Genomic DNA, 12,573 nt, shown 5'->3' on the forward strand with positions numbered 1-12,573 from the left:
ATACTCGACCGTGACCTGCGGACCATGAACCGCGGCACCACCACGGAGACACCATGCAAACGCGATCCACCCTCGATGAGCATGCGACCATCGCGACGCCGGCGCCCGAGCGCACCGCGAAGCACTACCTGCTGGCCGGCTGGGCCAGCATGGCCGGCACCACGATCGAGTGGTACGACTTCTTCCTCTACGGCACGGCCGCCGCGCTCGTGTTCAACCGCATCTTCTTCCCGTCGCTGGACCCGGTCGTCGGCACGCTCGCCGCGTTCGGCACGTTCGCGGTCGGCTTCATCGGGCGGCCGATGGGCGGCATCGTGTTCGGCCACTTCGGCGACCGCATCGGCCGCAAGTCGATGCTGATGATCACGCTGCTGCTGATGGGCGTGCCGAGCATGATCATCGGGCTGATCCCGTCGTACGACAGCATCGGCTACTGGGCCGCCGCGCTCTTGATCGCGATGCGTTTCCTGCAGGGCATGGCGGTGGGCGGCGAATGGGGCGGCGCGGTGCTGATGGCCGTCGAGCACGCGCCGAAGGGCCGCAAGGGGCTGTTCGGCAGCCTGCCGCAGACGGGCGTCGGGCTCGGGTTGATCCTGTCGTCGGTGGCGATGGCCGCGGTGGCCGCGCTGCCGGAAGCCGACATGCTGTCATGGGGCTGGCGCGTGCCGTTCCTCGCGAGCATCGCGCTCGTCGGCCTCGGCTGGTTCATCCGCGCGAAGGTGCCGGAATCGCCCGACTTCGAGAAGGTCCGCAAGCAGGGCAAGGCCGAGAAATCGCCGGTAACGGCCGCGCTGCGCCGCCATCCGCGCGAGGTGCTGACGATCGTCGGCGCGCGCGCCGCCGAGAACACCTGGTTCTACATGGTCGTCACGTTCGCGCTCGCTTACGCGACGCAGCAACTGCATCTGCCGAAGGCCGAGATGCTGCACGCGATCACGGCCGGCGCGGCGCTGTCGCTCGTCACGATGCCGCTGTGCGGGCATCTGAGCGACCGCATCGGCCAGCGCCGGATGTTCGCGATCGGCCTCGTGCTGATGTGCGCGTTCGCCGCGCCGTTCTTCATGATGCTCGGTACGCAGCAGACGTCGACCGCATGGTGGGCAATCGTGCTCGGCCTCGGCGTCGTGTTCCCGATCCTCTATGCGCCGGAATCGCTGCTGTTCGCGCAGCAGTTCCCGGCGGAAATCCGCTACAGCGGCATCTCGCTGTCCGTGCAGCTCGCCGGCGTGATCGGCGGCGGCTTCGCGCCGATGATCGCGACGTCGCTGCTCAAGGCCGGCGGCGGCCAGCCGCACTACGTGATCGCGTACCTCGTCGGCTTCGGCGTGTTCGCGCTCATGTGCACCGCGTTGATGCGACCGGCGCGCGCGTAGCGCACCGCCCGCCTTCATTCGATTTCAGTTCGACCTGCCGTCCGCCGTCGCCGCACGCGCGGCGGACGCAGGCCACCCTTTTGCTTCGCACCACCGTTTCCCGGAGAGAGTTCCATGAACGCCGCAGTTCCCCAGACCACCCTCGCCCTGCCCACCGCCAAGCTGCTGATCGACGGCGCGTTCGTCGATTCGCGCAGCGCCGAATGGGGCGACATCGTCAACCCCGCGACGCAGGAAGTCATCGGCCGCGTGCCGTACGCGACGCTCGACGAGGTCGATGCCGCGATCGCCTCCGCGCAGCGCGCGTTCCAGACCTGGAAGACGACGCCGATCGGCGCGCGGCTGCGCATCATGCTGAAGTTCCAGGATCTCGTGCGCCGCAATCTCGAACGGATCGCGCACACGCTGACGGCCGAACAAGGCAAGACGCTGCCCGACGCGCAGGGTGACATCTTCCGCGGCCTCGAGGTGGTCGAGCACGCGTGCTCGATCGGCACGCTGCAGCAAGGCGAATTCGCGGAGAACGTCGCGGGCGGCGTCGATACCTACACGCTGCGCCAGCCCATCGGCGTCTGCGCGGGCATCACGCCGTTCAATTTCCCCGGGATGATTCCGCTGTGGATGTTCCCGATGGCGATCGTGTGCGGCAACACGTTCGTGCTGAAGCCGTCCGAGCAGGACCCGCTGTCGACGATGCAGCTCGTCGAACTCGCGATCGAAGCCGGCGTGCCGCCAGGCGTGCTGAACGTCGTGCACGGCGGCAAGACGGTGGTCGACCGCCTGTGCACGCACCCGGACATCAAGGCGATCTCGTTCGTCGGCTCGACGCGCGTCGGCACGCACGTGTACAACCTCGGCAGCCAGCACGGCAAGCGCGTGCAGTCGATGATGGGCGCGAAGAACCACGCGGTCGTGCTGCCCGATGCGCATCGCGAGCAGTCGATCAACGCACTCGTCGGCGCGGGCTTCGGCGCGGCCGGCCAGCGCTGCATGGCGACGTCGGTCGTCGTGCTGGTCGGCCAGGCGCGCGACTGGCTGCCCGATCTCGTCGAAAAGGCGAAGGCGTTGAAGGTCAATGCGGGCGCGGAAGCCGGCACCGACGTCGGCCCGGTCGTGTCGAAGGCGGCGAAGGCGCGCATCCTGTCGCTGATCGACGCCGGCGTGAAGGAAGGCGCGACGCTGCTGCTCGACGGCCGCGACGTGAAGGTGCCCGGCTACGAGCACGGCAACTTCGTCGGCCCGACGATCTTCTCCGGCGTGACGACCGACATGTCGATCTATCAGGAAGAAATCTTCGGGCCGGTGGTGGTCGTGCTGGAAGCCGACACGCTCGACGACGCGATCGCGCTCGTCAACCGCAACCCGATGGGCAACGGCGTGGGCCTGTTCACGCAGAGCGGCGCGGCCGCGCGCAAGTTCCAGAGCGAGATCGACGTCGGCCAGGTCGGCATCAACATCCCGATTCCGGTGCCGGTGCCCTACTTCAGCTTCACCGGTTCGCGCGGCTCGAAGCTCGGCGATCTCGGCCCGTACGGCAAGCAGGTCGTGCAGTTCTACACGCAGACCAAGACGGTCACCGCGCGCTGGTTCGACGACGACGCGACGGCCGGCGGCGTGAACACGACGATCGCGCTGCGCTGATGCCGAGCACGAGGAGCCTGCACATGGAAATCGCATTCATCGGACTCGGCAACATGGGCGGCCCGATGGCCGCCAACCTGCTCAAGGCCGGCCACGCGCTGACGGTGTTCGACCTCGACGCGCACGCGGTCGACGCCGCGGTGCGCGCCGGCGCGACGGCGGCCGGCTCGCCGCGCGAAGCGGCGGCGCGCGGCGCGGTCGTGATCACGATGCTGCCGGCCGCGCAGCACGTGCGCGCCGTCTACCTCGGCGACGACGGCGTGCTGGCCGGCGCGCGCGCCGGCGCGACGCTGATCGACTGCAGCACGATCGATCCGGGCACCGTGCGCGCGGTGGCCGACGCCGCCGCGCAGCGCGACTTCCCGCTCGCCGATGCACCCGTGTCGGGCGGCACGGGCGGCGCGCAGGCCGGCACGCTGACCTTCATGGTCGGCGCGGACGCGCCGCTGTTCGAGCGCATCCGCCCGGTGCTGCTCGACATGGGCAGGAACGTCGTGCACTGCGGCGGCACCGGCACCGGCCAGATCGCGAAGATCTGCAACAACCTGCTGCTCGGCATCTCGATGATGGGCGTATCGGAAGCGATGGCGCTCGGCGCCGCGCTCGGCATCGATCCGGCCGTGCTGGCCGGCATCATCAACACGTCGACCGGCCGCTGCTGGAGTTCGGACGCGTACAACCCGTATCCGGGCGTGAGCGACACGGCGCCGGCCGCGCGCGGCTATGCGGGCGGCTTCGCGGCGAACCTGATGCTGAAGGATCTCGGGCTCGCGACGGAAGCCGCGCGCAGCGCGCATCAGCCGGTCTGGATGGGCGCGCTCGCGCAGCAGCTGTATCAGTCGATGAGCCAGCAGGGGCTCGGCACGCTCGACTTCTCCGCGTGCGTGAAGCTGTACGAGGCGCAGCCGGCCTGACCTGCCCGGCCGACGCCGGACGTGTGTCGACCCGCGACGTGCCGGTACGGCATCGCGGGTCGGTTTGCCGGCGGGGGAAGAAAAACGCGGGCGGCGGCGTCATGCCGCCGGTCGGTCAACGGTCGGTCAACCGCGCGGGTTCGACGCCGTCTCGAAGGTCGGATGGCACTCGAACGCGAGTTCGGAGCGGGCGTCGACGCGGCGGCCGCCGGTCAGCGATTCCTGCTTCACGCTTGCGCGCATCCCGCGCTGCGTGCAGTAGTTGGTGGCTTCGTTGACGGCCTTCTCGTGGGCGTCGGCCCACGTCGTCGACACGCCGATCGTGCGCGTCGTCACGGTGAACACGTTCGGGTTCGACGTCGCGGTCACGTCGGAAGCAGTCGAACACGCGGCGAGCAAGCATGCAGCAGCCGCAATGGTCAACCATCGCAGGGTTCGAAAAGAGACTGGAATGGACATGGAGGGCAGGCGCACGCCGGTCGACGTGCATTGAACAACATAGGCGACAGTATGCCTGCTCGATCGCCGGAGATCATGCCCCTTTCGGTGAACACATTGTTTCGAATGGTTAAACGATGGCCAAATCTGGCAAGAATTACAGCCGTCGCCGGCCATCGTTTTCGTTCGTCAGGTCATTTCGCCCGGCATGCCCGCCGGCGCGGCCGCTCACGCCGGCGCGACGGTCAATGTTCACCCGCCTGACGGATTCGAGCGGATGCTTCCGCGAGGTTGCGCCACGCCGGCTGCCCCGGCGCGTAGCGCGCGCGGATGTACGCGGCAAGCTCGGCCATCTGCCGATCGTCGAAGGCATCGCCGAAGCCCGGCATGTAGCCGAGCCGGTCGGTGGCCGGCTGGTCGATCCCGTGGTGCAGCACGCGCAGCAGGTTGTCCGGCGTCGCCTGGCTGACGCTCGTGTTGAGCCCCATCAGCGGACGCACGCCGAAATGCCCGACACCGCCCGATTCCGCATGACAGACCGCGCACGCGGCGTCGAACGCGCGGCGGCCGTTCTCGAGGCCGAGCGTCGCGACGGTGTCCGCGCCGCGCGCGTGGCCGGCGGCCGCGTTCGCGGCGACCGCCGCATCGACGGGCGGCGACAGCGACGCCAGATAGTGCGCGATCGCCTGCACGTCGGACTCGGGCAGCGCCGCGAGCCCCGCGACGACGGGCGCCATCGGCCCGGCCGCGACGCCGTGCTGCGCCGAGAATCCGGTGCGCAGATAGTCGAACAGCGCGCCTTCGGTCCATGGCACCGGCGCGGCCGGCGACGCGACGAGCGGCGGCGCGACCCATCCTTCCGCTTCGCCGCCCGACAGGTAGGCGAGGCCGCCCTTCTCCGCGCCGAGCGCGTTGCGCGGCGTATGGCAGGCACCGCAGTGTCCGGCGCCGTCGACGAGATACTTGCCGCGATTCCACATCGCCGAACGCGCCGGGTCCGGCGCAAACGGCCGCGCGTCGTGATACAGCCAATTCCAGCCGGCCACGAGCCGCCGCTGGTCGAGCGGGAACGGCAGCTTCGTCTTCGGCGGCACGTGCTTCACCGGCGGCTGCGACATCAGGTACGCATAGAGCGCGAGCAGATCGGGCTCGCTCAGCTTCGCGAATGCGGTGTACGGAAACGCCGGATACAGGTGCGAACCGTCGCGCGAGATGCCTTCGCGCATCGCGCGGGCGAACGCCGGGTATGACCACGCACCGATGCCGGTGTCCGGATCGGGCGTGAGGTTCGTCGTGTAGATCGTGCCGAACGGCGTATCGAGCGCGAGGCCGCCCGCGTTGGTCGCGCCGCCGGGCGCCGTGTGGCATACCGCGCAATCGCCGGCGAGCGCGACCTGGCGGCCGCGTTCGAGCATCGCCGCGCTCCACGTCGCGCCGTCCGCGCCGCCGGGTGCCATCGACGCAACGGGCGCGATCGGCGCGGGGCCCGGCAGGATCGCGCACGCCAGCCCGATCAGCCCGCCGACCACCCCGCCCGTGCCGCCGCCGGCCAGCCAGCGGCGCCAGCGCGACGCGCGGCGCGGGGCTGCTTGCCGGCCGTCGCCGGCATCGACCGGCACCGGTTGCGCGAGCGCGGCGCGAATGTGTGCGGCATCGAACGGCGGTGCGCGAAACCGCACGCCCGTCGCGTCGTACAGCGCGTTCGCGATCGCGGCAGCGGCCGGCGCGGCCGCCTGTTCGATCCGCCGCGCATCGTGCTCGGACAGGTCACCGTGCGCGCGACGCGCGGCCGCGTCGACTGCAATCAGTTCGTGCGCGATCGCGTCGGCCCGCTCGCCGGCACCGGTCTCGTCGTGCGCGGGCCGCGCGGACAACCGTGCGCCCATCACGCGGGAAATCGCGGCCTCGATCTGCCACGCGGGCAGGCCGGCCAGCGACGCGTCGCCCGGCTCGCCGGTGCCCTGACCGGCCACCACGCGCCGCACCGAGACGTCGCCCGTCGCGCAGTCCACGTCGAGATCGACGACCCACGCGGACCAGCGCGGATCGCAGTCACGGTCGGCATCGTCGCCGGATGCGGTTGCGTGCGCATCGACACGCTCGCCATCGAACGCGAAACCGCGCCCGCTGACACGCGACGCCGCGTTCGCCCCGGCCGCAGCCGGCACGCCCCAGGCGGCGCGTTCGCTGACCATCCGGATCGTTTCGCGCGGCCCCGCATCGCGCTCGGCATCGAGATGCTGCAACCGCAACGCGACCGGGTCGCGCCGCAACGCGCCCGCGAGTTCGTCGACGAAGGACTCGCGGGCAAACACGTGCGCGTGGCCGGGAATCGCGCCATCTTCATCGGCCAGTTCGATCGACGTCTGCGCGTGCCGGTAGACGAATGGCGATGCGGGGCCGCGCCCGGCACGCTCGTCCACACCGCGAGCATCGTCCCCGCCCGCGCCGGCCGCCTGCGCGCGATAGCGCCAGGTCGTCATCCGGCCGTCGGGCGCGGTCCGTGTTTCGATATCGAACGATGCATGCGTGCGCGCAGCGCCGATCGGCCACGCGTAGCACGCGCGATGCGGGCGCGATGCGTCGGCGGCCGCGTCATCGGGCGGCGCCGGTTCCGTCACGCGCGCCGGCGCCACGGGCAAACCTGCGTCATGCTTCATCGCCGCCTCGCAGATAGCGTGCGGCGCGATGCACCGCGCGAATGATCTCCAGATGCGTGCCGCAACGGCACAGGTTGAAGCGCAGCGCATCCCGGATCGCCGCATCGTCGGGCGCGGGGTTGCGATCGAGCAGCGCCTTCGTGCTCATGATCATCCCGTTCAGGCAATACCCGCATTGCGCGGCCTGCTCGTCGATGAACGCGCGCTGGATCGGATGCGGCGCGTCGCACGACCCGAGCCCTTCCAGCGTCGTGACGTCGCGTCCGTGCGCGGCGGCGGCCGGCACGACGCATGAACGCGTGGGCTGCCCGTCGACGAGCACCGTGCACGCACCGCATTGCCCGAGCCCGCAGCCGTATTTCGGGCCATTGAGCGCGCAGTCGTTGCGCAGGACCAGCAGCAGCGGCGTGTCGGGCATGGCGTCGGCGAAGGTGTACGGCGCGCCGTTCACGCGAAACGCCAGCGGCCGCGGCGGAGAAGCGGGATGGGACATTGATCGATCCGGAATGCAGAATGCGGGCCGAGTCGGCCGGCGGCGGGCACGGCCGCCGGCTGGCGCTTGTCGGCGCGCGCCTGACATATAACACGCCGAAATGCGTGCGTTGCGGCGCATCGGCCCCGCACCGGCGAGGCGGCTGCACGGCGCCGGCCGGCGCGGGCGCCGCGCGTCAGGCCGCGGCCGCCACGTTGCTGCGCGACGGCGCTTCGAGCGGCACGTCGAATACGTCGTATCCGAACACCCACGACGGATCCTCGTTGGTGCGCAGCCACGTGTTGTTGTGCGACACGAGCTGCACCTTCGACGCGCGCGCCGCGCGGTTCGCCTCGTACAGCGCGAACGCACCCGCATGGTCGCCGATGCCGACCTCGTCGAGACAGCGCGCGAGCATCGCCGCATCCTCGATCGCCATCGCCGCGCCCTGCGCCATGTGCGGCTTCATCGGATGGCACGCGTCGCCGAGCAGCACGAGACGGCCGCGACTCCACAACGGCAGCGGATCGCGTTCCAGCAGCGGCCATTTGGTGATCGACGGCGAGACGTCGATCAAATGCTGGATGTCGGCGTGGAAACCGGCGAACGCCTCGCGCATCTCGTCGCGGCTGCTGTCGACCATCGACACGCCCTCCGGCCACTCGGCCTGCGGCACGCCGGTCACGTAGTAGTACTCGTCGCGCTTCTCGGTCACGTAGTAGACCATCATGTGGCGATCCTCCGACCACCACTTCACGCACATGTCGTACGGCTTGTTGCCGAGCAGCGCGGCCGGGAACACCGCGCGGTGCGCGACGTAACCGGTGTAGCGCGGCGGCTCCGCACCGAGCAGGTGCTCGCGGATCCGCGAATTCACGCCGTCCGCGCCGATCGCGATGTCGGCCGTCTCGACGCTGCCGTCGGCGAACGTCAGGCGCACGTCGCTGCCGGTGTCCTCCACCGCCGCGAGCTTCTTGCCGAAGCGGATCGTGCCGGGCGTCACCGCCTGCGTCATCAGCGCATGGAAATCGCCGCGATGCACGGTCAGGTAGCGCGCGCCGTAAGTCTTGCGCGCGTAGTCGCCGAGCGGAATCTGCGACAGCACGTCGGCCGTGCGCCAGTCGCGGCTGTACCAGAAATCCGGATGCGAACCCATCGTCTCCAGCGCGTCCTCGCAGCCGATGCGCCGCATGATCTTCATCACGTTCGGGCCGAGATGGATCCCCGCGCCGAGGCGCGAGAACGCGGGCGCCTGCTCGTACAGCGCGACGTCGTAGCCGCCGCGCTGCAGCAGCGCAGCCGCGGCCGTGCCGCCGAGACCGGCGCCGATGATTGCGATACGGGGTTTGCTCATGCGGATCTCCTGATCGTGGGTGGCCCGTTGCCGAACACGGTGCGAGGACGGGCGGATTGAATGGCGTTTATGTAGCGTACACACTCAATTTATTCAGGACAAGCGGATTGTTGATCGACATCGTTACATTCGGGAAAACACTAATAAATCGACAAAATCCCGCGCGCAACAACAATACAGCCGTGCCGAACGTCATTTTGATCCATTGCCATTTTCAAATGTACACACTAGACTTTGCCCAACATCCGGCGATCCCGCGCCAGCGTGCCCTCCTTACCGACACGGAGCCTCCCGTCATGAGCAAGACCTACCGCATCGGCCAGATCGTGCCGAGTTCCAACACGACGATGGAAACGGAAATTCCCGCGATGCTGCGGCTGCGCGAAGCGATCCGCCCCGAGCGCTTTACGTATCACTCGAGCCGGATGCGGATGAAGAAGGTCGTCAAGGAAGAACTCGCGGCGATGGACGCCGAATCCGACCGCTGCGCGGTGGAACTGAGCGATGCGCGCGTCGACGTGCTCGGCTACGCGTGCCTCGTCGCGATCATGGCGATGGGGCACGGCTACCACCGCGTGTCGCAGGCGCGCCTCACGAAGCACACGGCCGACAACGGCGCGCAGGCGCCGGTGCTGACGAGCGCGGGCGCGCTGGTCGACGCGCTGAAGGTGATCGGCGCGAAGCGCATCGTCGTCGTCGCGCCGTACATGCTGCCGCTCACCGAGCTGGTGGTCGACTACATCCGCAACGAAGGCTTCGACGTGCTCGCGTACCGCGCGCTGGAAATCCCCGACAACCTCGACGTCGGCCGCCACGATCCGGCGCGCCTGCCCGACATCGTGAAGACGCTGCCGTACCAGGACGCCGACGCGATCGTGCTGTCCGCGTGCGTGCAGATGCCGTCGCTGCCCGCCGTCGCGAAGGTCGAGGCGATGACGGGCAAGCCGGTGATCACCGCCGCGATCGCGACCACCTACGCGATGCTGCGCGAACTCGATCTCGAACCGGTCGTGCCCGGCGCCGGCGCGCTGCTGTCCGGCGCGTACTGAGCGCCGCCGCTACTTCGGAGCATCTTCATGTCCTCGACTTTCCTGTACGGCGCGAACGTCCGCGCCAACGGCATCCGCCAGCACTATCTGCGCTACGGCGGCGCGACTGGCGCGCGCGCGTCGCGCCCGGCGATCGTGCTGATTCCCGGCATCACGAGCCCCGCGATCACGTGGGGCTTCGTCGGCGAAGTGTTCGGCGCGGCGTTCGACACCTACGTGCTCGACGTGCGCGGCCGCGGGCTGTCGGACGCGTCGCCGTCGCTCGACTACAGCCTCGATGCGCAGGCGGACGACGTCGCGGCGCTCGTCGCCGCGCTCGATCTGCCGCGCACGAGCCTCGTCGGCCATTCGATGGGCGCGCGGATCGCCGCGCGCGCGGCGCGGCGCGGCATCCGCGGGCTCGCCTCCGTCGTGCTGGTCGATCCGCCCGTCTCGGGCCCGAACCGCCGCAACTACCCGGGCAAGCTGCCGTGGTACATCGACTCGATGGCGCTCGCGCGTGCCGGCACGGACGCCGAAGGCATGCGCGCGTTCTGCCCGACCTGGACCGATGCCGAGCTAGAGTTGCGCGCCGAATGGCTGCACACCTGCGACGAACGCGCGGTGCGCACGTCGTACGAAGGCTTCCACACCGACGACTTCCACACGGATGCCGCGCAACTGGCCGTGCCGTCGCTGCTGATCACCGCCGAGCGCGGCGACGTGGTGCGTGACGACGACGTCGCCGAGCTGCAGCGCGCGACGCCGACGATGCGGCACGTGCGCGTGCCCGACGCCGGCCACATGATCCCGTGGGACAACGCGGCGGGCTTCTACGCGGCGTTCGGCGACTTCCTCGGCGCGCCGCTCGCGCCCTGAGCGCGGCGTCCGCCGCTTTCCTTCACGCCTTTACCGGAGCCGACGATGCCAGTCAGCGATACCCAACTGATCGACGCGTGGAAGCAGGTCCTCACGCTGTCGCGCCTCGAACCGGGCCAGACCGTCACGATCCTGACGAGCGCGGCCACCCATCCGCAGACGCTGTCGTGCGCGCTGATCGCGACGCAGTCGCTCGGCGCGATCATCAACCGGCTCGACCTGCCGCCCGTCAACGGCGACAAGGCATTCAGCCGCGACCCGCTCGCCTACCTCGGCACGACGCCGCTGACCGGCAACCGCGCCGCGATCGCCGCGCTGCGCGAGAGCGACCTCGTGCTCGACCTGATGACGCTGCTGTTCTCGCCGGAGCAGCACGACATCCTGAAATCGGGCACGAAGATCCTGCTCGCGGTCGAGCCGCCCGAAGTGCTGGTGCGGATGGTGCCGACCCTGGCCGACCGCACGCGCGTGCTCGCCGCATCGAAGAAAATCGCCGCCGCGCGCGAGATGCGCGTGAGCTCGGCGGCCGGCACCGCGCTCGTGTGCCCGCTCGGCGAGTTCCCGCCGACCGCCGAATACGGCTTCGTCGACGCGCCGGGCCGCTGGGATCACTGGCCGAGCGGCTTCGCGCTGACCTATCCGAACGATCGCACCGCGCGCGGCACGATCGTGATCGACCGCGGCGACATCCTGCTGCCGCAGAAGCACTACGTGCGCGAGCCGATCGCGCTGACCGTCGAAGGCGGTTACGCGACGCGCATCGAAGGCGGCGTCGACGCCGACCTGCTGCGCGACTACATGGACACGTTCGCCGACCCCGAAGGCTATGCGATCTCGCATATCGGCTGGGGGCTGCAGCCGCGCGCGCGCTGGTCGACGCTCGGGCTGTACGACCGCGAGGCGACGATCGGGATGGACGCGCGCGCGTTCGAGGGCAACTTCCTGTTCTCGCTCGGCCCGAACAACGAAGGCGGCGGCAGCCGCACGACCACCTGCCATATCGACATCCCGCTGCGCCGCTGCACGGTCGAACTCGACGGCGAGACCGTCGTGCGCGAAGGCCGCGTGACCGACCAACCCGCCTGATACCGACGAGCCCGACACCATGAACGATCTTTCCCGTCACGCCGAAGCGAACGTGTATCGCCAGCAGGGTTTCGGCACGCCGCTGCCGCCGCACGGCAACCTCGGCCTGCTGATCGTCGACTTCGTGGTCGGCTTCGCCGATCCCGCGACCTTCGGCGGCGGCAACATCGCGCCGGCGATCGCGCGCACCACGCATGCACTGGCGCTCGCGCGCGAACGCGGCTGGCCGGTCGCACACAGCCGCATCGTGTATGCGGACGACGGCAGCGACGACAACGTGTTCTCGCTGAAGGTGCCCGGCATGGCGACGCTGACCGAGCATCATCCGAACAGCGCGATCGTGCCCGAACTCACGCCCGCGCCGGGCGAACTCGTCGTGCGCAAGACCGTGCCGTCCGCGTTCTTCGGCACGCAGCTCGCGCCGTGGCTCGCGCAGCGCGCGGTGCAGACGCTGCTCGTTGCGGGCGCCGTGACGAGCGGCTGCGTGCGCGCGAGCGTCGTCGACGCGATGTCGCACGGGTTCCGCCCGCTCGTGCTCGCCGATTGCGTCGGCGATCGCGCGATCGCGCCGCACGACGCGAACCTGTTCGACATGCAGCAGAAATATGCGGCCGTGATGCCGCTCGACGATGCGATCGCGGCGATCGACGCCGTGCAGGCCCGCGCACGCTGAGTCGCGACGCATCGCGGGCGGCGCCGGTGTGCCGCCCGCGATTGACGCTGCGCTT

11 protein-coding genes are annotated in these 12,573 nt (G+C 69.8%); 7 read left to right on the top strand and 4 right to left on the bottom strand.

What is annotated here, in order from left to right:
• Positions 1-53: 53 nt before the first annotated feature.
• From H0X90_RS03025 to mmsB, 3 genes are all read left to right on the top strand, one after another.
• A complete protein-coding gene (locus H0X90_RS03025) occupies positions 54-1,373 on the top strand; it encodes an MFS transporter (RefSeq protein ID WP_006485292.1) in 1,320 nt (439 codons plus the stop codon).
• A 114-nt stretch (positions 1,374-1,487) separates the two neighbouring features.
• The gene (locus H0X90_RS03030) at positions 1,488-3,014 is read left to right on the top strand and encodes a CoA-acylating methylmalonate-semialdehyde dehydrogenase (protein ID WP_077190731.1); all 1,527 of its coding nucleotides are present in this window, start codon (positions 1,488-1,490) and stop codon (positions 3,012-3,014) included.
• 23 nt (positions 3,015-3,037) lie between these two features.
• Positions 3,038-3,928, top strand: a complete 891-nt coding sequence (gene mmsB / locus H0X90_RS03035; protein WP_034202521.1) for a 3-hydroxyisobutyrate dehydrogenase — start codon at positions 3,038-3,040, stop codon at positions 3,926-3,928.
• A 126-nt stretch (positions 3,929-4,054) separates the two neighbouring features.
• Here mmsB and H0X90_RS03040 read toward each other — a convergent pair whose 3' ends face one another.
• The 4 genes from H0X90_RS03040 to H0X90_RS03055 all read right to left on the bottom strand — a co-directional run bounded on the left by H0X90_RS03040 (position 4,055) and on the right by H0X90_RS03055 (position 8,852).
• Positions 4,055-4,387, bottom strand: a complete 333-nt coding sequence (locus H0X90_RS03040; RefSeq protein ID WP_034178297.1) for a hypothetical protein — start codon at positions 4,385-4,387, stop codon at positions 4,055-4,057.
• Between the two features lie 224 nt (positions 4,388-4,611).
• The gene (locus tag H0X90_RS03045; RefSeq protein WP_077190732.1) at positions 4,612-7,026 is read right to left on the bottom strand and encodes a cytochrome c; all 2,415 of its coding nucleotides are present in this window, start codon (positions 7,024-7,026) and stop codon (positions 4,612-4,614) included.
• Positions 7,016-7,519, bottom strand: a complete 504-nt coding sequence (locus H0X90_RS03050) for a (2Fe-2S)-binding protein (RefSeq protein WP_012493247.1) — start codon at positions 7,517-7,519, stop codon at positions 7,016-7,018. The genes H0X90_RS03045 and H0X90_RS03050 overlap by 11 nt, the downstream gene beginning before the upstream one ends.
• A 175-nt stretch (positions 7,520-7,694) precedes the next feature.
• Positions 7,695-8,852 carry an FAD-dependent monooxygenase gene (locus H0X90_RS03055; protein ID WP_006495202.1) on the bottom strand — a complete coding sequence of 386 codons (1,158 nt, stop codon included), beginning with the start codon at positions 8,850-8,852 and terminating at the stop codon, positions 7,695-7,697.
• Positions 8,853-9,148: 296 nt separating this feature from the next.
• Between H0X90_RS03055 and H0X90_RS03060 the strand changes: the two genes are divergently transcribed.
• Genes H0X90_RS03060 through H0X90_RS03075 form a run of 4 tightly spaced genes read left to right on the top strand, consistent with a single transcriptional unit; the run spans position 9,149 to position 12,518 of the window.
• Positions 9,149-9,901, top strand: a complete 753-nt coding sequence (locus H0X90_RS03060) for an Asp/Glu racemase (protein WP_006483547.1) — start codon at positions 9,149-9,151, stop codon at positions 9,899-9,901.
• A gap of 27 nt (positions 9,902-9,928) precedes the next feature.
• Positions 9,929-10,759, top strand: a complete 831-nt coding sequence (locus H0X90_RS03065) for an alpha/beta fold hydrolase (RefSeq protein ID WP_077190733.1) — start codon at positions 9,929-9,931, stop codon at positions 10,757-10,759.
• Positions 10,760-10,804: 45 nt separating this feature from the next.
• Entirely contained in the window at positions 10,805-11,845 is a 1,041-nt protein-coding gene (locus H0X90_RS03070; protein ID WP_034202524.1) for a 2,5-dihydroxypyridine 5,6-dioxygenase, read from the top strand.
• Positions 11,846-11,864: 19 nt separating this feature from the next.
• Positions 11,865-12,518, top strand: coding sequence for an isochorismatase family protein (locus H0X90_RS03075; protein WP_006483545.1), 654 nt, complete (start codon positions 11,865-11,867; stop codon positions 12,516-12,518).
• The last annotated feature ends 55 nt before the right edge of the window (positions 12,519-12,573 follow it).

The organism is Burkholderia sp. 9775_39 (genome assembly GCF_015712225.1).
GTDB classification, from domain to species: domain Bacteria; phylum Pseudomonadota; class Gammaproteobacteria; order Burkholderiales; family Burkholderiaceae; genus Burkholderia; species Burkholderia cenocepacia.